This window comes from Aliirhizobium cellulosilyticum (assembly GCF_014198105.1).
GTDB lineage: Bacteria > Pseudomonadota > Alphaproteobacteria > Rhizobiales > Rhizobiaceae > Neorhizobium > Neorhizobium cellulosilyticum.
In genome coordinates, this window is the sequence record NZ_JACIGW010000001.1 from 1,645,243 (window position 1) to 1,668,361 (window position 23,119).

At 59.6% G+C, this 23,119-nt stretch carries 23 protein-coding genes; 10 read left to right on the top strand and 13 right to left on the bottom strand.

The features are described 5' to 3' along the window. Position 1 precedes the first annotated feature (1 nt). From GGE33_RS07745 to GGE33_RS07755, 3 genes are all read right to left on the bottom strand, one after another. Positions 2–1,321, bottom strand: a complete 1,320-nt coding sequence (locus tag GGE33_RS07745; RefSeq protein WP_148146443.1) for a homoserine dehydrogenase — start codon at positions 1,319–1,321, stop codon at positions 2–4. 71 nt (positions 1,322–1,392) lie between these two features. Next, positions 1,393–2,613, bottom strand: a complete 1,221-nt coding sequence (locus GGE33_RS07750; RefSeq protein WP_183821841.1) for an LL-diaminopimelate aminotransferase — start codon at positions 2,611–2,613, stop codon at positions 1,393–1,395. A 109-nt stretch (positions 2,614–2,722) separates the two neighbouring features. Then, positions 2,723–3,304 carry a hypothetical protein gene (locus GGE33_RS07755; RefSeq protein WP_183822477.1) on the bottom strand — a complete coding sequence of 194 codons (582 nt, stop codon included), beginning with the start codon at positions 3,302–3,304 and terminating at the stop codon, positions 2,723–2,725. Between GGE33_RS07755 and GGE33_RS07760 the strand changes: the two genes are divergently transcribed. The 4 genes from GGE33_RS07760 to radC are packed head-to-tail and all read left to right on the top strand — an operon-like array spanning position 3,275 to position 7,606. Beyond that, complete coding sequence (locus tag GGE33_RS07760) at positions 3,275–5,143, top strand: PHA/PHB synthase family protein (RefSeq protein ID WP_246435749.1); 1,869 nt, start codon at positions 3,275–3,277, stop codon at positions 5,141–5,143. The two genes, GGE33_RS07755 and GGE33_RS07760, sit on opposite strands and share 30 nt — an antisense overlap. Before the next feature lie 10 nt (positions 5,144–5,153). Next, positions 5,154–5,897, top strand: a complete 744-nt coding sequence (sfsA, locus tag GGE33_RS07765; protein WP_183821843.1) for a DNA/RNA nuclease SfsA — start codon at positions 5,154–5,156, stop codon at positions 5,895–5,897. A gap of 47 nt (positions 5,898–5,944) precedes the next feature. Then, on the top strand, positions 5,945–6,784 hold the full coding sequence (gene map / locus GGE33_RS07770; protein ID WP_183822447.1) for a type I methionyl aminopeptidase: 840 nt from the start codon (positions 5,945–5,947) through the stop codon (positions 6,782–6,784). Positions 6,785–6,787: 3 nt separating this feature from the next. Beyond that, positions 6,788–7,606: a RadC family protein gene (gene radC / locus GGE33_RS07775; protein ID WP_183821845.1), complete on the top strand. Its 819-nt coding sequence runs from the start codon at positions 6,788–6,790 to the stop codon at positions 7,604–7,606. A 15-nt stretch (positions 7,607–7,621) separates the two neighbouring features. On the opposite strand, the gene GGE33_RS07780 is transcribed toward radC, so the two are convergent. Further along, positions 7,622–8,518, bottom strand: a complete 897-nt coding sequence (locus tag GGE33_RS07780) for an SDR family oxidoreductase (RefSeq protein ID WP_183821847.1) — start codon at positions 8,516–8,518, stop codon at positions 7,622–7,624. Positions 8,519–8,623: 105 nt separating this feature from the next. Here GGE33_RS07780 and GGE33_RS07785 point away from each other — a divergent pair, with 105 nt between their 5' ends. Together GGE33_RS07785 and sthA are read left to right on the top strand one after the other, a co-directional pair. Next, on the top strand, positions 8,624–9,475 hold the full coding sequence (locus tag GGE33_RS07785; RefSeq protein WP_183821849.1) for a helix-turn-helix transcriptional regulator: 852 nt from the start codon (positions 8,624–8,626) through the stop codon (positions 9,473–9,475). 199 nt (positions 9,476–9,674) lie between these two features. Continuing rightward, a complete protein-coding gene (gene sthA, locus GGE33_RS07790; RefSeq protein ID WP_246435750.1) occupies positions 9,675–11,174 on the top strand; it encodes a Si-specific NAD(P)(+) transhydrogenase in 1,500 nt (499 codons plus the stop codon). 122 nt (positions 11,175–11,296) lie between these two features. Here the strand turns inward: sthA and rpsD are convergent, their stop codons facing one another. The 9 genes from rpsD to GGE33_RS07835 form a co-directional block, all read right to left on the bottom strand. Next, a complete protein-coding gene (rpsD, locus tag GGE33_RS07795) occupies positions 11,297–11,914 on the bottom strand; it encodes a 30S ribosomal protein S4 (RefSeq protein WP_148146435.1) in 618 nt (205 codons plus the stop codon). 223 nt (positions 11,915–12,137) lie between these two features. Then, positions 12,138–13,661, bottom strand: coding sequence for a helicase HerA domain-containing protein (locus tag GGE33_RS07800; protein WP_148146434.1), 1,524 nt, complete (start codon positions 13,659–13,661; stop codon positions 12,138–12,140). A 150-nt stretch (positions 13,662–13,811) separates the two neighbouring features. Next, positions 13,812–14,450, bottom strand: a complete 639-nt coding sequence (locus tag GGE33_RS07805; RefSeq protein ID WP_183821851.1) for a LysE family translocator — start codon at positions 14,448–14,450, stop codon at positions 13,812–13,814. A gap of 65 nt (positions 14,451–14,515) precedes the next feature. Continuing rightward, positions 14,516–14,971, bottom strand: coding sequence for a GNAT family N-acetyltransferase (locus tag GGE33_RS07810; protein ID WP_343062357.1), 456 nt, complete (start codon positions 14,969–14,971; stop codon positions 14,516–14,518). Next, on the bottom strand, positions 14,968–15,219 hold the full coding sequence (locus tag GGE33_RS07815; RefSeq protein ID WP_148146431.1) for a hypothetical protein: 252 nt from the start codon (positions 15,217–15,219) through the stop codon (positions 14,968–14,970). The genes GGE33_RS07810 and GGE33_RS07815 overlap by 4 nt, the downstream gene beginning before the upstream one ends. A gap of 399 nt (positions 15,220–15,618) precedes the next feature. Beyond that, positions 15,619–16,419: a glutamate racemase gene (gene murI, locus GGE33_RS07820; protein WP_183821853.1), complete on the bottom strand. Its 801-nt coding sequence runs from the start codon at positions 16,417–16,419 to the stop codon at positions 15,619–15,621. Continuing rightward, complete coding sequence (locus GGE33_RS07825) at positions 16,403–17,242, bottom strand: RNA methyltransferase (RefSeq protein WP_183821855.1); 840 nt, start codon at positions 17,240–17,242, stop codon at positions 16,403–16,405. The genes murI and GGE33_RS07825 overlap by 17 nt, the downstream gene beginning before the upstream one ends. A gap of 62 nt (positions 17,243–17,304) precedes the next feature. After that, positions 17,305–19,311, bottom strand: a complete 2,007-nt coding sequence (locus GGE33_RS07830) for an FUSC family protein (protein ID WP_183821857.1) — start codon at positions 19,309–19,311, stop codon at positions 17,305–17,307. A 53-nt stretch (positions 19,312–19,364) separates the two neighbouring features. Beyond that, positions 19,365–19,895 carry a hypothetical protein gene (locus GGE33_RS07835; protein WP_183821859.1) on the bottom strand — a complete coding sequence of 177 codons (531 nt, stop codon included), beginning with the start codon at positions 19,893–19,895 and terminating at the stop codon, positions 19,365–19,367. Positions 19,896–20,123: 228 nt separating this feature from the next. On the opposite strand from GGE33_RS07835, the gene GGE33_RS07840 reads away from it, so the two are divergent. The 4 genes from GGE33_RS07840 to GGE33_RS07855 all read left to right on the top strand — a co-directional run bounded on the left by GGE33_RS07840 (position 20,124) and on the right by GGE33_RS07855 (position 23,027). After that, positions 20,124–21,335, top strand: coding sequence for an NADP-dependent isocitrate dehydrogenase (locus GGE33_RS07840; RefSeq protein WP_148146426.1), 1,212 nt, complete (start codon positions 20,124–20,126; stop codon positions 21,333–21,335). A gap of 71 nt (positions 21,336–21,406) precedes the next feature. Continuing rightward, positions 21,407–21,862: a GNAT family N-acetyltransferase gene (locus GGE33_RS07845; protein ID WP_183821861.1), complete on the top strand. Its 456-nt coding sequence runs from the start codon at positions 21,407–21,409 to the stop codon at positions 21,860–21,862. 96 nt (positions 21,863–21,958) lie between these two features. Beyond that, entirely contained in the window at positions 21,959–22,576 is a 618-nt protein-coding gene (locus GGE33_RS07850; RefSeq protein ID WP_183821863.1) for a glutathione S-transferase family protein, read from the top strand. A 109-nt stretch (positions 22,577–22,685) separates the two neighbouring features. Continuing rightward, positions 22,686–23,027 carry a hypothetical protein gene (locus GGE33_RS07855; RefSeq protein WP_183821865.1) on the top strand — a complete coding sequence of 114 codons (342 nt, stop codon included), beginning with the start codon at positions 22,686–22,688 and terminating at the stop codon, positions 23,025–23,027. Positions 23,028–23,119: the final 92 nt, after the last annotated feature.

The window sequence follows — 23,119 nt, forward strand, 5'->3', positions numbered from 1 at the left end:
TTCAGGATGCGCGGGGCCGCTCGATGCGGATCACCTGCGGCTCGCCGACGAGATAGGTCTCCTGCTTGATCCCCTCGACTGCCTTGCGGATCGATGCTTCGGTCGTGGCGTGGGTGACGAGGATGATCGTCTTGGAGGTGTCCGTCTGTGCGGGCTTCGGCCGCTGGACGATCGATTCCAGCGAAATGTTGTTTTCCGCCATGCGGGCCGCGACGCTGGCAAAAACGCCGGTGCGGTCGGCAACCGTCAGGCGGATGAAGTAGCCGCCTTCATGGCTGCGCATCCGGGCCTTCTGGTAGGGAGCAAGTGCGACTGCCGGAGTGCCGAGTACCGGCACGCGCTGCGCACCAGGCTGGCTCTTGGCGATGTCGGCGATATCGCCGAGCACGGCCGAGGCCGTCGCATTGCCGCCGGCACCGGGGCCGACCATCAGAAGTTCACCCAGGATATCAGATTCGATCGCCACGGCATTGGTGACGCCGTCGACCTGCGCAATCACGCTGTCATGCGGCACCATGGTCGGATGAACGCGCTGTTCGATACCGCTTTCGGTGCGCTGGGCAACGCCGAGCAGCTTGATGCGGTAACCGAGATCGGCAGCGGCCAGAATGTCGTCGATCGAGATGTTGGTGATGCCCTCGAGATAGATCTCGTCGGCTGCGATCTTCGTGCCGAAGGCGAGCGTCGTCAGGATCGCCAGCTTGTGGGCCGTGTCATTACCCTCGATATCGAAGGCCGGATCGGCCTCGGCATAACCGAGACGCTGGGCTTCCTTCAGGCACTCCTCAAACGAAAGGCCTTCCTTCTCCATCTTGGTGAGGATGTAGTTGCAGGTGCCGTTCATGATGCCATAGACGCGCGAGACAGTGTTACCCGTCAAGCTCTCGCGCAGCGCCTTGATGACCGGGATACCGCCGGCAACGGCGGCTTCGAAATTCAGGAGCGCGCCCTTTTCTTCGGCAATCGTCGCAAGCTCGACGCCTGAGGCCGCCAGAAGCGCCTTGTTGGCGGTCACCACATGCAGGCCGCGCTCCAGCGCGATCCTGACGGAATCGGCAGCAGCACCCGTGGCGCCGCCCATCAATTCGACGAAGACATCGATATCGGCTTCGGCTGCAAGCTTTTCCGGTGTTTCAAACCATGCCATGCCGGACATGTCGAAGCCACGGTCACGGTTGCGGTCGCGGGCGGTAATGGCAGTGATCTCGATCGCTCGTCCGCATGTCACGGCCAGTTCATTGGCACGTGTCTGGATGATCTTGACCAGCGAAGCACCCACGGTTCCAAGACCCGCGATGCCGACTTTGAGGGCGTCTGCCATTTCGCATTCCCGATGTTTGAAAAAGCGGCCACGAACGGGCCGCTTGAGGATTATGACGGTCGATGACCGACTTAGCGGTGCGTATTCAACGAAATGACGTTGTGCATCGTCTCGTCGACGGTCGAGAAAAACTTCTTGATATTACGGGCCGCCTGGCGGATCCGATGCTCGTTTTCAACGAGTGCGAGGCGAACGTAATCGTCGCCCATTTCGCCGAAACCAATACCCGGAGCGACGGCAACGTCAGCCTTTTCGACGAGAAGCTTGGAGAATTCAAGCGAGCCGAGGTGACGGAACTTTTCCGGGATCTTTGCCCAGGCGAACATCGTGGCAGCCGGCGGCGGCACTTCGAAACCGGCCTTGCCGAAGCTGTCGACCATCACGTCGCGGCGGCGCTTGTAGACATTGCGGACTTCCGCGATATCTGAGCCATCGCCGTTCAGCGCGTGGGTTGCAGCAACCTGGATCGGCGTAAACGCGCCGTAATCCAGATAGGATTTCACACGCGTCAGCGCTGCGATCAGGCGCTCGTTGCCGACGGCGAAGCCCATCCGCCAGCCCGGCATGGAGAAAGTTTTCGACATCGAGGTGAACTCAACGCAGACATCGATCGCACCCGGAACCTGAAGGACCGAGGGCGGCGGATTGTTGTCGTCGAAATAGATCTCGGAATAGGCAAGGTCAGACAACACGATGATGTCATGTTTCTTGGCGAATGCGATGACGTCCTTGTAGAAATCGAGGCTCGCCACAAAGGCCGTCGGGTTGGACGGATAGTTGATGATCAGCGCCAGCGGCTTGGGAATCGAGTGCTTTACCGCGCGCTCAAGCGGCGGGAAGAAGCTGTCGTCCGGCTCTACCGACATGGAGCGGATCACGCCGCCTGCCATCAGGAAGCCGAAGGCGTGGATAGGATAGGTCGGGTTGGGGCAAAGGATGACATCGCCAGGCGCGGTAATCGCCTGCGCCATGTTGGCAAAGCCTTCCTTCGAGCCGAGGGTCGCAACGACCTGTGTATCCGGGTTGAGCTTCACGCCGAATCGGCGAGCGTAATAGGCGGCCTGAGCGCGGCGCAGCCCCGGAATGCCCTTGGAGGACGAGTAGCGGTGGGTGCGCGGGTCCTGAACCACTTCGCACAGCTTGTCGACGATCGCCTTCGGTGTCGGAAGGTCGGGATTGCCCATGCCGAGATCGATAATGTCCGCGCCACCCGCTCGCGCGCTGGCCTTCAAACGGTTGACCTGTTCGAAAACGTAAGGCGGCAGTCTGCGGACTTTATGAAACTCTTCCATCTCTCTTCCCATTGGCGCACGAAGCAGCAATTGAGCGACATCAATGTGTCGCATCCGATTGCTTTGCGGCCAAACAGGACGAAAGGCAAGTGCTAAGAGAGGCGACCCGTTACTTCGAGATGGTGTTCAGCGCGTCAGTGCCATGCTCAGTGGCCAATTTGCGATATTCGGCGACGCGTTTCTTGTATTCAGCTTCGCTGATCGAACCGCTGCGGCGAGCACGAGCAAGTGCTGCCATACGAGGCTCGGTCTTGTTATAATCCTCGTCCTCGATCTGCTCGTTGGCGGCGAGAAGCGTGCGATCGAAGGTTGGATAGGTGCCGGTATCCTTCTTGGCCAGCGGACCCGGCGCGCGTTCAGTCTTAGACTGAGAAATAACGGCCGGCGGCGCGGTGTTGGGGATACCGTCGTCAAGCGCAAAGCTCTGGCTGTTGCAGGAGGCCAGCAGCGGCAATAGAGCCAGAGGTGCCGCGACAGACAAACATCCGATCCCGCGCTTTAGAATTCCCATGGCCTGCCCCATCTCCGTCAATGCCGTCATCGGACCCTGTCCGACCCTGACGCGGGCGGTGATCCGCCATCGTCGTCCTTTCCGGCACTTGTATTCGGTTTCGGGCGCGATGTACAAATGAAAACAACGGTCATGCACGGGAGGCTGCGATTGGCGCAAAAGTCCGACGATCACGGGCATTCCGGACAGGAATTTCCGGGCTTCGATGCGCGTTTCTTCGATGCCTATGCGATCAAGGACCCCCAGTCCCTGATGATGAATGCCGCGCGGGCATTCGAAAATCTGGGTCGCGCCGCCTCCGAATGGCTCGGACCGCGTGAACGCGGCGAGACATCCGATGATCTTTTCGCCGGGCCGATCGGCGATTTCATCAAGACCATGTCGGCGCTCACCGAATACTGGACTTCGGACCAGAAGCGGATGCTCGAAGCGCAGACATTGCTTCTGTCGACCTATTTCGAGATCTGGATGCGCAGCATTCAGCAGGCCGGCGGGCAGCAAGAAAACAGCGCCGAGGCGGATATGGCTGCAAACAAGGACCGGCGCTTCGCCGATGAGGACTGGTATCGCAACCCGTTCTTCTCCTTCCTGCGGCAAATCTATCTTGCAAGCGCCACCTGGGCCGAGAGGCTAGTGAGCGAGGCGGAGGGGCTGGACGAAATCACTAGATACAAGGCCCGATTCTATGTCCGGCAGTTCACAGCCGCGTTTTCACCCAGCAATTTCGCGATGACCAATCCGGAGGTCTGGCGCGCAACGGTGGAAAGCCAGGGCATGAACCTCGTCACCGGCATGCGGATGCTGACCGAAGACGTGATTGCCGGCGGCGGGCATTTGCGGTTGCGCCAGACGGATGCCAGCCAGTTCTCTGTCGGAAACAATCTCGCAATCACGGCCGGCAAGGTGATTGCCCGCAACGAACTGTGCGAGATCATCCAGTATGCGCCATCGACCGAGACGGTGTTCAAGCGACCGCTGGTGATCGTGCCGCCCTGGATCAACAAGTTCTACATTCTCGACCTGACGCCGGAAAAGAGCTTCATCAAGTGGTGTGTCGATCAGGGGCATACGGTCTTCGTCATCTCCTGGGTCAATCCGGACCGTGAGCATGCGGCAAAGGATTGGGAATCCTACATTCGCGAAGGCATCGATTTCGCGCTAGATACGGCCGAACAGGCAACCGGGGAAAAACAGGTCAATGCGATCGGCTATTGCGTCGGCGGAACGTTGCTTGCCGCAACCCTTGCCTGGCATGCGCAGAAGAACGATGCGCGCATCGCCTCCGCCACACTTTTGACCGCGCAGGTGGATTTCGCCGAAGCTGGCGAGTTGAAGGTATTCGTCGATGAGGAGCAGCTTGCCGTCATCGAGGCACAGATGAAGACGAGCGGCTATATGGCGGCATCGCAGATGGCGGCGGCGTTCAACCTTCTCCGCTCTTCGGAGCTGATCTGGCCCTATGTCGTCAACAACTACCTGAAGGGCAAGGAGCCTATGGCCTTCGACCTGCTCTACTGGAACTCCGATTCGACGCGGGTGGCGGCCGCCAACCACGCTTATTACCTGCGCAGCTGTTATCTCGACAACGCGCTCTCTGCCGGCCAGATGAAGCTCGGCGGCGGCTCGATCGATCTCCGCGACATCAGCATCCCGATCTACAATCTCGCCACGCGCGAAGATCACATTGCCCCTGCCCGCTCCGTCTTTCGCGGCAACGCCCTGTTCGGCGGGCCGGTCGAATTCGTTCTCTCCGGCTCCGGGCATATTGCCGGCGTCGTCAACCCACCGAGCCGGACGAAGTATCGTTATTGGGCCCAAGGCGACACAGGTGCCAAGTCTGCAGATACGCTGGACGGCTGGTTGAAGGAGGCGACTGAAACCGCTGGCTCCTGGTGGCCGCATTGGCAGGCATGGGTGGAAGCGCAGGATACCGACCTTGTTCCGGCCCGCATTCCCGGCGACCGAACCCTGTCACCGCTTGGAGACGCCCCCGGCACCTATGTTCTGGCGCGCGCCTGACGGACTTCTCATGCGTTTTCACCCTCCTCTTATTCCCGCCACGCTGGTGCAGCGCTACAAGCGCTTCCTGTTCGACGCCATTCTGGGCGACGGAACGCCGATTACCGGCTCCTGCCCCAATACCGGCTCGATGCGCGGGTTGACGACGCCGGGATCGCGGATCTGGCTTTCCGAGCATGACAGCCCGACGCGCAAGTACCGGCATGTCTTCGAGATGATCGAGGCGGATGGAGAGGTAGTCGGCGTCAATACCGGCATGCCAAACAAACTCACTGAAGAAGCAATCCGCACCGGCCTGATCCCCAGCCTTTCCGGTTATCCGACAATCTTACGGGAGCAGAAATACGGCCGCAATTCGCGGATCGATTTCCTGCTGAAAGGCGACGGCCTGCCGGATGCCTATGTGGAGGTGAAGAACGTCCATTTCAGTCGGCAGGCGGGACTGGCCGAATTTCCCGATACGGTCACCAAGCGCGGCGCCAAGCATCTGGAAGAACTTGGCGACATGGCGGAACTTGGTCACCGGGCGGTGATGATCTACCTCATCCAGAGACCGGATTGCCAAAGCTTCTCGATCTGCGCCGACCTCGATCCGTTTTACGCTGCGGCATTCGCCCGGGCACAGAAACGTGGTGTCGAGGCATACGCACTCAGATTCGCGGTTTCTCCCGAAGGAATAGAACCGCTGGATCTGATCGAAATGAAGCCCCTGCCGGGAGGAATGCAGTCGGAGTTATTGTTCGCCATGGACTAAGGCGGGCGTGCTGCATTATGAACGGGGGAACGATTGAGAGAAATATGATGGTCAATTACATCGAGGCGGTTTCCGCCCCCCAAAAAAACACGGGTGCAATCCGCCTTTACAACACGGCCGACGACTTCGCCAGCATGCGCAAGGCGTGTCTTCTGACCGCACGTTGCCTCGACGAACTCGCTTCGATCATCAAGCCGGGCGTTACCACCGCGGCGATCGACCGGTTCGTTTTCGAATTCGGCATGGATCACGGCGCGCTTCCCGCTACGCTGAACTATCGCGGTTACAAATATTCGGTCTGCACTTCGATCAACCATGTCGTCTGCCACGGCATGCCGGACGACAAGCCGCTGCGCGAAGGCGATATCGTCAATATCGACGTGACCTACATTCTAGACGGATGGCATGGCGATTCCAGCCGCATGTATCCCGTCGGGCAGATCAAGCGTGCTGCCGAACGGCTGCTGGAAGTGACGTATGAATGCCTGATGCGCGGCATTGCCGTCGTCAAGCCCGGCGTGCGCACCGGCGCAATTGGTGAAGCGATCCAGACCTATGCGGAAGCCGAGCGCTGCTCCGTCGTGCGCGATTTCTGCGGCCATGGCGTCGGGCAGTTGTTCCACGATTCGCCGAACATCCTGCATTACGGCAGATCCGACGAAGGGCCAGAATTGAAAGAGGGCATGATCTTCACGATCGAGCCGATGATCAATCTGGGCAAGCCGCATGTGAAGGTTCTTGCCGATGGCTGGACGGCGGTGACCCGCGACCGGTCGCTTTCGGCACAATACGAACACGCAATCGGCGTTACCGCCACGGGCTGCGAGATCTTCACCCTTTCGCCGGGTGGTTTCGACCGCCCCGGACTTCCGCCGCTCGAAAGCTGATCCATGAACAAGCGCCCCGCCTCCTCGCAAGATTCGCATGAACCAGCCGAGGAGACGGGCCGCGACGACCTGTTCGCCGACGAGCGCGGTTATTTTGCCGAACATGTGGGAAAACGGCCGCCGCTCAAGGCGGATCAGCTGCCCGGAGCCGCCGAGCATTATCTCGGGCACCGCGAGCGGTTACGCGACAAATACCGCGACCATGGCGATACGTCGCTCGCCGACTACGAAATCCTCGAACTTCTGCTGTTCCGCTCGATCCCGCGCCGGGACACCAAACCTCTCGCGAAAGCGCTATTGGCCCGTTTCGGTTCGCTTGCAGGCGTGTTTGGCGCCCCGACAAGCCTGCTGCAGGAGGTCAAGGGGATCGGCGAGAGCGTCGCGCTCGATCTGAAACTGGTTGCGACGGTCGGCCAGCGGATTTTGCGCAGCGAGATTCGTGAAAAGCAGGTTCTCTCTTCCTGGTCTTCCGTGATCGATTATTGCCATGCGGCCATGGCCTATGAATCCCGCGAGCAGTTCCGCATCCTGTTTCTCGACAAGCGCAATGCGCTGATCGCCGATGAAATCCAGGGCAAGGGAACGGTCGATCACACGCCGGTCTATCCGCGCGAAGTGGTGCGGCGGGCGCTGGAACTTTCCGCCACCGCCATCATTCTCGTCCACAATCACCCGAGCGGCGACCCGACCCCGTCACGCGCCGATATCGACATGACCAAAACGATCGTGGATACGGCAAAACCGCTCGGCATCACCGTTCATGATCACATCATCATCGGCAAGGATGGCCATGCCAGCCTCAAGGGATTGAGGCTGATCTGACCCCTCGCCCGGTTTTCAGCCGGCGAAATAGGCGTCCTGATCGAGATCTTCCAGCAGGCCGGGTTGGGTTGGCTTCCAGTTCAGCCACGCTTTTGTTTTCGCGCTCGATGCCGGGCTATTCATGCTGGCAAAATGGGCGAACCAGCCGAAATGCGCCGCGGCCTCTTCGTGGTTTTTGGAGACGACCGGCACGCCGAGACGGCGGCCGATCAACTCGGCAATCTGCCTGAACGGGACACCTTCTTCCGCCACCGCATGGTAGCGCGGCTCAAGTGCTCCCCGCTCCAGCGCCAAACGATAGACGTTTGCGGCGTCTAACCGATGGACCGCCGGCCAGCGGTTGTCGCCATCGCCGACATAGGCGGAGACGCCGGTATCGCGCGCCTTGGCGATCAACATCGGGACGAAACCGTGGTCGCCGGTTCCATGAACGGAGGGCGGCAGACGGATCAGAGAGACTTTAACGCCGCGCTCAGCGATTGCCGCCACGGCCTCTTCAGTCGCGACACGGGGAATGACGGATGAGCCGACATTCGGCAGGTCGTCTTCCGTGGCCGGCCGCCCCAGCTGAAGCAGGCCCGTGCCGGATGTCACCAGAAAAGGACGATTGGATCCGGCGAGCGCGTCACCAAGGGCCGCTATGATCGGTCGATCCGCCTCGCAGTTCTCCTTGAACCTGGAAAAATCGTGGTTGAAACCCGTATGGATCACCGCATCGGCCGCAGCAGCTCCGGCCTGAAGGCTGGTAAGATCATCCAGAGACCCAGAATGCACCTCGGCTCCGGCAGCCTGCAACGAAGCATGACTGGCCTCGGAGCGAGACAGGCCGAGAACCTGATGACCCGCAGAAACAAGCTCCCGAACGACGACGGAACCGACAAAACCCGTTGCACCCGTAACAAAGACACGCATATGAAACCCTCATGCTGGCATGTTGACGGATGTCGAATATGATCCGGATGCGGGCGATAAAAGCCGTGACCTTATACCCGTATCGGGACTAACAGGCTGACGACAATGGCAGAGGCGATCGACAAAGCGCGGGACGACAATCCGCTTGGGAGCTACCTGAAGGATCGCCGGGCAAAGCTCGATCCGGCGGAATTTGGTATCGAAGCAACACGCCGCCGCACGCCGGGGCTGAGGCGCGAAGAAGTTGCTCAGCGCGCCAATGTCAGCGCCACATGGTATACGTGGCTGGAACAGGGCCGCGGTGGCTCACCGTCGAGCGATGTACTGGACCGGCTCGCCAAGGCGCTGGCGCTCACCAGCGCCGAACGCGAACATCTTTTCCTGCTGGCGCAGCATCGGCCGCCTGAAATACGCCACCAGCCGTTTGAGCCCATATCAGCGCAATTACAGCGGGTTCTGGACGCAATGACATTTAGCCCAGCCGTACTGCGCACCGCGCTTTGGGACGTCGTCGGCTGGAATGCCGCGGCAAGCGTGGTCATGACCGATTACGCTCTCCTGCCACCGGAAGAACGCAACATTCTGAAGCTGATCTTTTGCAACCAACGGGTTCGCGGACATATGGTCAACTGGGAACGGGACGCTCGCTCGGCGGTCGCGTCTTTCCGTGCCGAAGCGATCAAGGCGGCACCTGCGCAAGCTCTGCAGGCGATGGTCGAAGAGCTCAGCCAGGCAAGCCCCGAGTTCAGTGCGATCTGGCAGAATTACGACATCCAGAATTACGGAGCCGGAACGAAGCATTTCCGCCACGAGATCGCCGGCGACCTGATGATGGAATATTCCTCCTTTACCGTCGATGGCCGGCCGGATCTCGGCCTTGTCGTGTTCACACCGATGACCGAAGCCGATGCCGAGCGCGTCAGGCAGCTGCTCAAGACCGCGCGAAACGACCGATAACCACAGGCATCACTCGAAAGCCATCATCGCTGCACCGCACAATAGTCGTATTCTTAGACAGGCTTGGGCCTTGCTCACGCAGTTGTCTTTTGTCATTTTCGAAAAATTGCCGCATGCAATCAGAATTTTAGAATAGTCGTGTAGATCAGGTCTGGTTGTTTTGGCTGGCGAGACCAGCGGGTTCCAAACGGAGAATTTCATGCACCAGTACGACCTCATCGTGGTTGGCAGCGGACCGGCCGGACGGCGTGCTGCCATCCAGGCGGCAAAGCTCGACAAAAAGGTGCTCGTCGTCGAGCAAGGTCGGCGCGTCGGCGGCGTATCGGTTCATACCGGCACGATCCCGTCGAAGACACTGCGCGAAACCGCGCTCAATCTTTCCGGCTGGCGAGAACGGGGCTTTTACGGCCGCTCCTACAGGGTCAAGCAGGAGATCAGCGCAGAAGACCTGCGCCGCCGCCTGCTCATCACGCTCGACCATGAAGTCGACGTTCTGGAACATCAGTTCGCCCGCAACCGGGTTCAGCATATTCGCGGCAAGGCGAGCTTCGTCTCGAAGGATACGATGCAGATCGTCAAGGATGACGACGACACCGTTCACGTCACGGGCAAAAGCATCCTTCTGGCAGTCGGTACCCGCCCCTATCGTCCGGAATCGATTCCCTTCGATAACAAGACGGTTCTAGACAGCGACGAATTGCTGGAGATCCACAATCTCCCTCGCTCGATCGTGGTGATAGGCGCCGGCGTCATCGGCATCGAATACGCGACGATCTTTTCCGCGCTGGACGCTGCGGTTACCGTCATCGATCCGAAATCGACGCTTCTCGATTTCATCGACAAGGAAATCATTGAAGACTTCACCTATCAGCTGCGTGACCGCAACATGAAGCTTCTGCTCGGGCAGAAGGCCGAGAAGGTGGAGAAACTGGCGGATGGCAAGGTTGCCGTGACGGTGGACACAGGCCGCAGGATCGTCGCCGACATGGTGCTCTATGCAGCCGGACGCGTTGGTGCGACCGATACGCTGAACCTCGCGGCCGCGGGACTGGATGCCGACAGCCGGGGCCGACTTCGCGTCAACCCGGAAACCTTCGAGACCTCCGTGCCTGGCATCTATGCCGCCGGCGACGTTGTCGGCTTTCCGAGCCTTGCCTCCACATCGATGGAACAGGGGCGGATCGCGGCCCGTGTCGCAGTCGGCGCGATGGCCAAGGAGCCGCAGAAATATTTCCCTTATGGCATCTATGCCGTGCCGGAAATTTCCACCTGCGGCCTGACAGAGGAAGAGATGCGGGAGCGCGGCATATCTTATGAATGCGGTGTCGCCCGCTTCCGAGAAACGTCGCGCGGCCACATCATGGGTCTCGATAGCGGCCTCTTGAAGCTGATCTTTTCGCTGAAGACGCGGCGCTTGTTGGGTGTCCATATCGTCGGCGAAGGTGCGACCGAACTGGTTCACATCGGCCAGGCAGTGCTTAACCTCAAGGGCACCGTCGAGTATTTCGTCGAGAACACTTTCAACTATCCGACGCTTGCTGAAGCCTACAAGATCGCTGGCCTCGATGCCTGGAACAGGATGGGGGAAAAACGGACCGAGGAACCCGCCACCAAGACCGTTCAGCTGACGGATACCGCCACTCCAACAACGGTTGAGGTGAATGTCACCGTCGAAAAGAAGAAGGCATCTTCAAAGTAGGCAGTATTCACGACTAACAAAAAAGCCGCTCCTTTCGGGCGGCTTTTTTGTTGTGGCCGATTTTGACCAGCAGATACAAAAATGGCCCCGAAAGGGGCCATTTTCGCAAATTTTCGTCGCGATTAACGCGAGTAGAATTCGACGACCAGCGACGGTTCCATGATGACCGGGTACGGTACATCCGAGAGAGCCGGTACGCGGGCGTAGGTGGCAACCATCTTGTTGTGGTCGACTTCGAGGTAATCCGGAACGTCGCGTTCAGCGAGCGAAACGGCTTCGAGAACCGTGACGAGCTGCTTGGACTTCTGACGGACTTCGATGACGTCGCCGGCCTTGCAACGGTAGGAACCGATGTTGACGCGAACGCCATTGACCGTAACGTGGCCGTGGTTGACGAACTGACGGGCAGCGAAGACGGTCGGAACGAACTTGGCGCGGTAGACGATGGCGTCCAGACGCGATTCCAAGAGACCGATCAGGTTTTCACCGGTGTCGCCCTTGCGGCGGTTGGCTTCTTCGTAGATCGCGCGGAACTGCTTCTCGCGGATGTCGCCGTAGTAGCCCTTCAGCTTCTGCTTTGCGCGGAGCTGAACACCGAAGTCGGAGAGCTTGCCCTTGCGGCGCTGGCCGTGCTGGCCCGGGCCGTATTCGCGGCGGTTAACCGGGGACTTCGGACGGCCCCAGATGTTTTCGCCCATACGGCGGTCAATTTTATACTTGGACGATTCGCGCTTGCTCATCGCATTTCCTTTCGAACGGTTGCACCGGTTTGTTGCCAAACCGGATGAAGGAAACACGCCCTCCTCTGAACCTCGTTTTGGAAGTTCTGACAGGCTTCTCACGAAAGCGATCGGAGAGTGCCACGGGACATGTCAATAAAACACCGGGCGTTGCCACCCGGTGCTGGGCCGGTCTTTAGGGGGCTGTCATGGAATTGTCAACAGCGGAATGGCTTTAAGCCCTTTATTCCGCAGCGATCTTGAGATCGCCCTCATCGGGTGCCTCGGCCGCACCGGGTGCGGTTTCAGCCTGCAGGTCCGGGAACGCGACGATGCGCTTGCCGGCGAAATCCGCGTGGACGACGATCAACCCCTGCTCCTCGAAATAACCGAGAAGGCGCCTCGCGCGGCGCGCGGAATGGGTGCCGTAAGCGCGGGCGATGCGGGCATCAGACGGGCAAGGCTCGGAACCGAGTGCCGCCTTGGCCATCATCAGGAACACGCCCTGAAGGTCATCGGAGACACCATTCGACAGCGAAAGCACGGTCGCCCAGGCCTCGCTCGCCGCCATGGTCGCATCGACGCCGGAACGGGCGATCGCGGTGCGGCGGCGGAAATCGCTGAGCGAGATCGGCGGGCCGGGCAGACGGCGCATGCGGGCGCGCACGAGAAAATCCTGATAGAGGACGCTGTCGGTCCGATAAGCCGATTGCGGATCGTCGAGAATTTCCGACATCACCGCCATCAGCCGCTCTTCGCGCTCTTCTTCAGTCAATTCCGGCATGGCCACACGGGATTCGTTGGCCGCTGGCTGAACTGCTGCCGGCGTCGAACGGGAGAGTTCAGCCAGAATATCGGTGGTCGGGCGTGGCGTCGGTGTCGGGCGGCGAACTGCGGTGATCGGCCGGGCGAATTCTTCCGGATCCGGCGTGAAGATCAAGTCTTCGACATCCTGCGGCGCATCCGGCAGCGGCATCAGCTTGGGGCTGGAGGAGCGCGCCGAGGTTTCGACATTGCCGATGACGATCGGCAGCGGGCGGCGCGACAGAGCCGGGCCGAGAGCGACAAAATTGCCGCGCTTCAGGTCGCGGAACATTTCCGCCTGGCGGCGATCCATACCAAGCAGGTCGGCCGCTCGCGCCATGTCGATATCGAGGAAGGTACGGCCCATCAGGAAGTTTGAGGCTTCGGCCGCAACGTTCTTGGCAAGCTTTGCCAAGCGCTGGGTTGCTATGACGCCGGCGAGACCACGCTTACGGCCGCGGCACATGAGGTTGGTCATCGCGCCGAGCGACATTTTTCGGGCATCTTCTGAGACATCGCCGCCGACTGACGGCGCAAACATCTGCGCTTCGTCGACGACAACGAGAACCGGGTACCAATAATCGCGATCGGCATCGAACATGCCATTCAAGAAGGCGGCCGCGGCACGCATCTGCTCTTCGAGATCGAGACCTTCGAGCGTCAGCACGCAGGAGACGCGGTTCTTGCGGATGCGGTTGGCGATGCCGGCGAGTTCGGCTTCGGTGCGTTCGCCATCGACGACCACATGGCCGTATTTATCCGACAGGGTGACGAAATCGCCTTCCGGATCGATGACGACCTGCTGCACCCAGGGGGCAGACTGTTCCAGCAGGCGGCGCAGAAGATGCGATTTTCCCGAACCGGAATTGCCCTGAACAAGCAGACGCGTCGCCAGAAGCTCCTCGATATCGAGCTTGGCCGGCGCTCCGCCGGTCACAGTTCCCATATCGATGCCGACTTGCACTATGCTGCCCTCGTATGCCGTAGATTGGTGGTTTGCCGGCAGTCTTGCTGCGGTGACACAGCGCGCCGACCCCTCCCCTTAACAGAGATCGAGATTCGTTTCTGCGGGAAAGAGAGAAAAATCACAGTCTTTGAAATTCGACTTCTGCGATCAGGCAGCGGCCCGTTTGAAGCCGAGCGACAGAAGCCCCGCACCGATCATCAGTGAACCGCCGGTGCGATTGACGATGCGCTGAACCCTGGGCTTGCGGATCGTGTTGCGCGCCATCGAAGCCAGAAGACCGTAAAGTGCGGCATTGATGGTCGCGAGAACCAGAAAGGTCACTTCAAAGACCGCCATCTGGAAGAAGAGCGGCCGCGTCAGATCGAGGAACTGCGGCAGGAAAGCGACGAAAAAGACGATGCTTTTCGGGTTGAGCGCCGTCACCGCATAGGTGTGGAGGAAGACGCGAAATGGTCGGACGACCGGCGTATCCGCCTCTTCGACGGCTTCCGCCTGTGCAGAAACAGGAGCGCGCCAGAGCTTGATGCCCAGATAGATGAGATAGGCGGCGCCGACCCATTTCAATACCGTGAACAGCATGGCGGATGTCGCGAGCAGCGCACCGAGGCCGAGCATGGACGCGGTCATGGCAGTGAAATCACCAAGAGCCACCCCAGCCACCGTCGCGCTTGCCACCTTGCGACCATGGCTCAGTGCATAGGATATGACGAGAAGGATGGTCGGTCCCGGAATTGCCAAAAGCACGGCGGAAGCGGCGACGAATGCAAGCCAGTGTTCGAGCGACATGGAAGTTTCCTCAGGTAGATAAGCAAGATCAAGTCACGGAAAGATCCGCATGACAAGTGTGCGTTTCAGGCGCAGCGGCGCCAGCTGTAAAGAATGTCAGGCTCGTATTGTTCGTTGTCTGCGCCATCGGTTTCGCGAACGGCCTCAAATCCCTGACTTTCATAAAAATGCCGGGCACCGGTATTCTTCTGAAAGGTCCAGAGATTAAGGCGCGCATGACTGGCCTTGGCGAGATAGAGAAGGCGAGAGCCGATGCCCTGCCCCTGCATGTGCGGCAGGATATAAAGTTGATCGACCCAGCCCTGGCGGAACGCGATGACGCCGATCAGTTCACCCTCTCGCGTGGAGCCCCAGATGGCGCAATTCGAGAACAGGTATCCCGACCAGAAAGCCCGATCCTCTTCCGGCTTGTGAAGGCCGGCGAGCCATGGAAGTCGCGCATGGAATGTGGTGCGAAACACATTCGATGCGGCCTCCATGTCTGCCAGGGCCAGTTGGCGGCAGGTCAGACCGTCGCTCACAGGTAGTTCCTCCAGTCGACGAACCGGGACTGCAGGACGAAATCGACCTCCGGAACGTTCTCCGGCAAACCGATATCCCGAAGCATGTGATTGTCGAGATCGGACGAGCGGTTTGCCGAAAACGGCGAAGAGCGCCTGACGAGGGTCGCGACAAGTGCCTTTATCAGACGCCAGGGACCGTGGCGCCGGTGAAGAGCGTCCATTTCTGCCGACAGAACATCGGCAACCATTACGTGCATTTCACGCATAGCTTTTCCGCCCCGCCTCGCGCATGCGAGCGGGTCCTTTCGTGGTTTTGGAAAGACGCGCGCGGAAGTGCTAACGGCGATAGCCGCCAGACGGATAGACCGGTCACGTCAAATCGAGTTTAGATCGAGAAAGATGCCAAAAGGCGGATTCCGGGCGTTATCAGCCGCGGAAAGCCAGTCCGAGCAGATTGCGCGGGTAATTCACCCGCATGGTTCGGACCAATCCGCCAGAGAGGCGCATGTAAGCAGAAAATGTATTCATCGATGCTCTCCCTTGCTTGAGTTGCGGATGCTGGAACATTGCACGCTCTTTCCAAACGCGCAAGCACTCACAATCGAAAATTGCACTCAAAGGTATTTTTGTTGCACAAGGGCAACAGTCGGCGATCAGGCCATGCCTCAGCCGGTGCGCAGGCCAAACCCCTGCATCAGACGGCGGGTGGCAAAATCCGGATTACCCGAGGTGAAGACGGCAAAGTCGAAACCTTCGGGATGTTCAGCGCCTTCGATGAGCGGCGCTTTGCGTCGTGCCTGCCTTGCTATTGCTTCAGCTGGGTCGAGCCAGTCGACGGGCCAGGGCGCAAGACGCCGGAAGAGATTGGCCATGAAGGGGTAATGCGTGCAAGCAAGCACGACGATATCGGTCTTCTCGCCATCCTTCTCGACGAAACATGGGGCGATCTCGGCGAGCACCTCGTCATCGGAAATCGCCTCGCCGCGGATATAACTTTCCGCCATGCGGGCGAGATTTTCGGATCCGACGAGGCGGACATGACACTGGGTGGCGAAGGACTGGATGAGATCGCGCGTATAGGCGCGCTTGACGGTGCCGGGAGTTGCCAGAACCGAAACGAGGCCGGAACGAGTGCGTTCGGCCGCGGGCTTGATTGCCGGCACGGTGCCGACGAAGGTCATGTGCGGGAATTTTTGGCGCAGTGCGGCACCGGCAAGGGTGAAAGCCGTATTGCAGGCGATGACGCAGATTTCGGGCTGATGTTCCGCAAGAAGCTTTTCGAATAGCGAAAGGATGCGGCTCTGCAGAGCGCCCTCCTCCCAACTGCCATAGGGAAAGGCTGCATCGTCGGCAACGTAAACGAAACCGCGCTCGGGCATCAGCACGCGCGCTTCACGCAGCACCGTCAGCCCACCAATGCCCGAATCGAACACCAGTATGGGCTTCAGCTCATTCGCCGCTGTCATTCCCCTCTGTCTCCCCTGAATCTGAAGCCTTCTTCTGTCTCGGGACAATCTTTTCCGGCCATTTCCGCGGAAAGCGATCAAGCGAGCGTATAACACCGCGAAACACGCTGATCTCCTGTTCGGAAAAGGCCCGACGCGACAGGACGGCACGAAGGTTGTCGATCATTTTGGGCTTTTTTTCAGGCGGATGGAAATAACCGCGGGCATCCAGCGCCTCTTCGATATGCTCGAACATACCGAGCACCTGCTCCTTCGTCGAAGGGTTCTGTTCGATCGGCTGGAAGCGTGTCTCTTCAAGGTCGTCCATGCCCGACTTCATCCAGTCATAGGACATGAGAAGCACGGCCTGGGCAATATTGAGCGACGCGAAGGCGGGGTTTACCGGGAAGGTGACGATCTCGTCGGCAAGCGCCACTTCTTCATTGTTAAGGCCCCAGCGCTCACGGCCGAAGAGGATTCCGGTCTTTTCGCCCGCCTTGAATTTTTCCCGCAGGGTGGCGGCAGCAAAGACCGGCGAGCGGACGGGCTTGAAGCCGTAACGCTCGCGGGCCGTCGTGGCATAGACGAAGTTGAGGTCGCTGATCGCCTCTTCCAGCGTGTCATAGACCTTGGTGCCGTCGATGACGTGATCGGCCTTGGAGGCGGCAGAGCGCGCCTTTTCATTCGGCCAGCCATCACGCGGGTTGACGAGGCGGAGTTCGACGAGGCCGAAATTGGCCATGGCGCGGGCGACCATGCCGATATTTTCGCCGAGTTGCGGCTCGACCAGAATGATCGCCGGTCCTTCGGCAATGAGTTCACGTTCGCTATTGGTGCCCGACATATTCGTTTCCGCTTGTTCTTGGAGCCGGGCAATAGACCCGTCGGCCAACAACGGCAAGCCGGTTATTGGCTCTTTTGCTCATCTGCTGCCGGCGGATAAAGGCGATTGAGCAGATTGGCGACCATATCCGCCCCATGTGCGGCGCCCTGCCCCGGTGCCGGCAAATTGCCGCTTGCAGCAGCATGGCGCGGCGTCTTGATGGAAAAACAGTCAGCCTTCCTGGCTGTGGCCTTCTCCAGCGCCTGCCTTGCATTATCAATCGCTCGGTGCATTTCCGGGTCGTTGCCGTTTCCAGCATTTGCAAAATCCCGCGCCAGGATCCGGGCCCAATAGGAGGTGGCGAGGAAAATCGCCAATGTCTGGCGGATCGGCCCCGGCCGGGTGACCAGCGACCATGCACTGCCCAGCGGACGCGCAGCAACGGTCAGGTCTCGGTAAGTCTCATCGAGGCGGTTCGACAATTCGATCAGCCGGTAGCGGCTTTCCCCGTTGTCCACCGCCTCCAGCAACTGTCCGAGCGCGTCGTACCATCGGGCAACCGCCAGTTCGACGGTCGAGCGGGTGGAGGATGGAAAGATGACGAAGGCGACGAACATGCCGGCGATTGAGCCGATCACCGTTTCCTCCAGCCGCAGCAACAGGACCTCGTATGTGAGCTGGCCGATCAGGCCATAGACGAGGCAGAGAACGATGGTGACGAAGAAACTGAGGAGCGCGTAGGAGACCTGCAGGTAATAGAAGGCCAGAAAGACACAGACGGCCGCAAGGCCGACAGTCGTTGTCGTATGACCGGAAAGCAGCGTCGCTAAGGCAAGGCCGATGGCAACGCCGAGCAGCGTACCGACCGATCGCTGGATCGCCCGCAATGCCGCATCGCCACGCGAGCGGGTGTTGTTGAACACGAGAAATGCCGTCAGCACGGCCCAGAACCAGCGGTCACGGGAGAGAAGCAGCCCGAAGACCATGGCGATGCCGGAGGCGATAGTGATCTGGACAGCCGCACGCACAAGCGGGTTCTTCCAGGAGAAATCCGGTTTCACCGGCGGCCCTGCCCGCGGCACATCACCAAAGGCCATCAATTGCTGGAAAGCCCGGTCGGTGGCGGCCTCACGCAGGGCGGAGGAAGCCCGCTGTAGCCATAACAGCGCGTGGACGCTCTGCCTCTTCCGCTCTTCACCGGCCGCAATAGAAGGGTCTTCCGCAATCCGCTTTGCCGCGACCGCATCATCATGGAGCACGGCACTCACCAGTGCGGCGGGCGGCAAGGCCCCAAGCGACTGCACGATCACGCTTTCGGCAGCGAGGTGAAGGTCGAAGATGGCGATCGAGACGGCCATTACGGGACTGCTGTCACTTGGCATGGAGCCGTCAGCATTGCGCGGGAGAAGGCCTTCCGCCATCAGCACCACGTCCTTCAGCTGCTCTTCCATCTGGCGCAGTTCGAGGCGATCTTTCTCCGTCAGCATTCCCCTTGCGGCAAACCCGGCAAGTCGCAGCAGAATATCCGACACACGATGCTGTATCGCCCGAAGAGTTTTGCTCAGATCGCGACGCCAGTCGTCAACCAGCAGGTATTTGCGGATCAGGTGCCCGAAGGCGACGGCAAAAAGCGGCCCCAAAGCCGCCAGCGGCAGTTCCGAAAATGTCGGTCGCAAATAGGCGCCGATGAAATAGGAAATGAACGCGAACATGCCGACGGCAAAACCGCGCTGGCCGAATACGCGCGCAAGGCTCGCCGCAAGGATGACACACAGGAAAGTCAGGTCGGCGACAAGCCGGTAAGGTTCGAGCGCTGCCGCAAGCGTGATGCAGAAAAGGCTTGCCGCGCAGCCCATCAGGCGCGTCGTCAGCTGGTCGCCGGGCCTCTTGTCCTTCACGGCGACGCCGCCTTCGATCGACAGCACGATCGCCAGTGCATAGGAAATCGACGGCAGCGGCGTTACCGCCAGATGAATGGCGATCAGGACGAGGATCGAGGCGAGGATGGTGAGCGTCACGCGCGCTCCCATCTTCACCCGCGACAAGGCGGGATCATGGGCCAGCAGACGATCGGCAAACGTCATGGCCATCCGCCGCGCCCTAGACATCGCTTGTAGCATTGCGAAGCCGGGCACGCCCGGCATCACTCGCCCTTGGCTATCGACTGCATTTCCTCGACGACGCTATCGCTTTCACCATCGGCCACGCGGTGGATGTCGTCGATCACGGGCTTGCCGCCCTCATCGATTACATCGAAATGCACTTCGGAGGCCGTGTCCTTCAGATCGGCGTCATCGATGCAGGTCCACTGCTTGAACGTGACCTTGAAATCCGTTTTGCCATTCGCGGCCACACCCGGCGCGATGACGATATCCTGCAGCGGGCAGCCATCCTGCGAGGCGGTGACGACATCGTAACCGAATGGGTCGCCTGGCTGGTTGTTTTCCGTTTCATAGGCCGGATGCTTGGCGGCATCGGCATAGGCCGTCTGGAAGCGCTTGCTGAACAGGCGCGCCAGCGGATCGGGATCGAAGATGAACTTCCAGTCGCTGTCGTTGCTGTTCCAATTTTCTTCGGTGACCTTCATCACCTCCTTGACCGGATCGACGGGTTCGGCAGCAACCGAAACCGTGGACAGAAACGACAGGGCAAGAGCGAGCGGCAGAGTTCGCATGGCGGTGATCCGTATTCGAAGCGATTTGCGCGGACATTACCCCTCGGCCTTTATTTGGCAATGACCATTCTTGCTGTTTTTCAAAGCCAGAAGGGCCCTGCGTTGAAATCTCACAGAAAAGCCGCCAATCCCTGTCTCACGGCTTTGCACACCTGCCCTGCGATGTTATAGCGCAACCCGTTGATCCATTCGGGGCCGGTCCGGCCCATACACGACAAGAGGAAGTCCATGCAGAAGATCAAGGTAGCCAACCCGGTCGTCGATCTCGACGGCGACGAGATGACCCGCATCATCTGGCAGTTGATCAAGGATAAGCTGATCCTGCCCTATCTCGATCTCGACATCGAATATTACGATCTTTCTGTCGAGAACCGCGATGCCACCGACGACCAGGTGACGATCGACGCCGCCAACGCCATCAAGAAGCACGGCGTCGGCATCAAGTGCGCCACCATCACGCCGGACGAAGCCCGCGTCGAAGAATTCAAGCTGAAGAAGATGTGGAAGAGCCCTAACGGCACGATCCGCAACATCCTCGGCGGCGTCATCTTCCGCGAGCCGATCATCATGCAGAACGTGCCGCGTCTGGTTCCGGGCTGGACCAAGCCGATCATCGTCGGCCGTCACGCTTTCGGCGACCAGTATCGCGCAACTGACTTCAAGTTCCCGGGCAAGGGCAAGCTGTCGATCAAGTTCGTCGGCGACGATGGCCAGACGATCGAGCATGACGTGTTCGACGCACCGTCCTCGGGCGTTGCCATGGCAATGTACAACCTCGACGACTCGATCCGCGATTTCGCCCGCGCTTCGTTCAACTATGCCCTGCAGCGCGGCGTTCCCTGCTACCTGTCGACCAAGAACACGATCCTCAAGGCCTATGACGGCCGCTTCAAGGATCTGTTCCAGGAAATCTTCGACGCCGAATTCAAGGCGCAGTACGATGAAGCCAAGATCTGGTACGAACACCGCCTGATCGACGACATGGTCGCTTCCGCACTTAAGTGGTCCGGCGGTTACGTCTGGGCCTGCAAGAACTACGACGGCGACGTCCAGTCCGACATCGTTGCACAGGGCTTCGGTTCCCTCGGCCTGATGACCTCGGTTCTGATGACGCCGGATGGCAAGACGGTCGAAGCCGAAGCCGCACACGGCACGGTTACCCGCCACTACCGCCAGCACCAGAAGGGTCAGGAAACCTCGACGAACTCGATCGCCTCGATCTTCGCCTGGACCCGTGGCCTAGCACACCGCGCCAAGCTGGACGACAATGCGGAACTGACGAAATTCGCCGACACCTTGGAAAAGGTCTGCATCGACACGGTCGAAGCCGGCTTCATGACCAAGGACCTGGCGCTGCTCATCGGCCCGGATCAGCCGTGGCTCTCGACCACCGCCTTCCTCGACAAGATCGACGAAAACCTGAAGAAGGCCATGGCGTAAGCCATAATCTTCGGATTACATTTGAACGGCGGGGCTTTCCCCGCCGTTTTCTTTTGCGCCGGAGGCTTAGCATGTCTGCCAATCGTCCTGTCGAAATCCGTCCCCTGGCGCCATCCGACCGTGAGGCGTGGCAGCCATTGTTCGAGGCCTATATCCGCTTTTACGAGTCGGAACTGCCGAAAGAGCAGTACGACATCACGTGGTCGCGGTTTCACGATCCGGACGAGCCGATGCATGTGCTCGGCGCCTTTGATGACGGAAGACTTGTCGGGATCGTCCATGCACTCTTCCACCGCTCGACCTGGCTGCCGGATACGACCTGCTATCTGCAGGATCTCTATGTCGATGACAGCCAGCGCGGTCGAGGCGTCGGTGAGGCGCTGATCGAAAAGGTGGCGCTGCTTGCCCGCGACAAGAATGCGGGCCGTCTCTACTGGCTGACACAGGAAAAGAACGACGCGGCGCGGCGTCTCTATGACCGGGTCGCGGTGGCGCCGGGTTTCATCCAGTACCGCAAGCCCCTCTAGCCGGCGCGCCGGTCCGATCGTCCATCGCCTAAACTTCAGACCTTGATTGTGTCGCCACGCGCTCCAAAACAAGGAACGGCAAGAGGAGAATGACGGATGGCAGATGAAATCCTATTCTATACCAACCCGATGTCGCGCGGCCGCATTGCCCGCTGGATGCTGGAGGAGATAGGCGCGCCCTACCGCACGGAAGTCCTGCAATTCGGCACGACGATGAAGGATGACAGCTACAAGGCGGTCAACCCGATGGGCAAGGTGCCGACCATCGTTCACGGCAAAAAGACGGTGACGGAATGCGCCGCCATCTGCGCCTATCTCGCCGACGCCTTTCCCGAGAAAGGTCTGGCACCCTCACCCGCAGACCGTGCCGATTACTATCGCTGGATGTTCTTTGCCGCCGGGCCACTCGAAGCAGCAGTGAGCAACCGTGCGCTTGGCTTTGAAGTTCCCCCAGGTCGCGAGAGGATGATCGGTTACGGGAGTTTTGCCGACGTAATGGATGCGCTGGAATTCGCCCTTCGCAGCAATTCATACATAGCCGGCGAAAAATTCAGCGCCGCGGATGTCTATGTCGGCTCGCAGATCGGCTGGGGGCTGCAGTTCGGCTCGATCGAAAAGCGTCCTGCCTTCGAGCAATATTTCGGGCGCATTGCACTCCGCGACGCCTATCAGCGTGCGGTCGAGAAAGACGACCTGGCCGCATCCGCACTTTAAGGTATCGGATTGACGAAAGCCAAGATTCATCATGAATCTGGAGGCATGTTGAAGGTCTTTATCAATGCGGTAATGATCTACCGCCCAATCATGGGCTGGGATCTTTCACATGACACGGTTCACCTCCATCGCCGCCGGTGCGTTTGCGGCGCTTGTTCTTTCCGTCGGCGTCTCGCGCGCGGCAGACGATCTCGTCTTTACATTGATAAACAAAACCAGCGGCACGCTCGAGCGGTTCTATACTTCGCCGACCGGAGTGGACAATTGGGAAGATGATGTGTTCGGCGATGACGTTCTGGAGCCGGGCGAAAGCATGAAGATCACGATCGCCGACGGTCGCAGAACCTGCAAATACGACATGCGCTTCGAGTTTACCGAAGACTCGAATTTCGAGAATATGGAGGATACCCAGGATCTCTGCGCCATGGGTTCCTACACAATTCATCAGTAGGATCTGAAGACAGGCTCACGGAAGGAGCGATTCCGTTCAAGCTACGTTAAGGCAGACTGACGCAATGTCCGCCATCGAAGCGCCAAGACAAC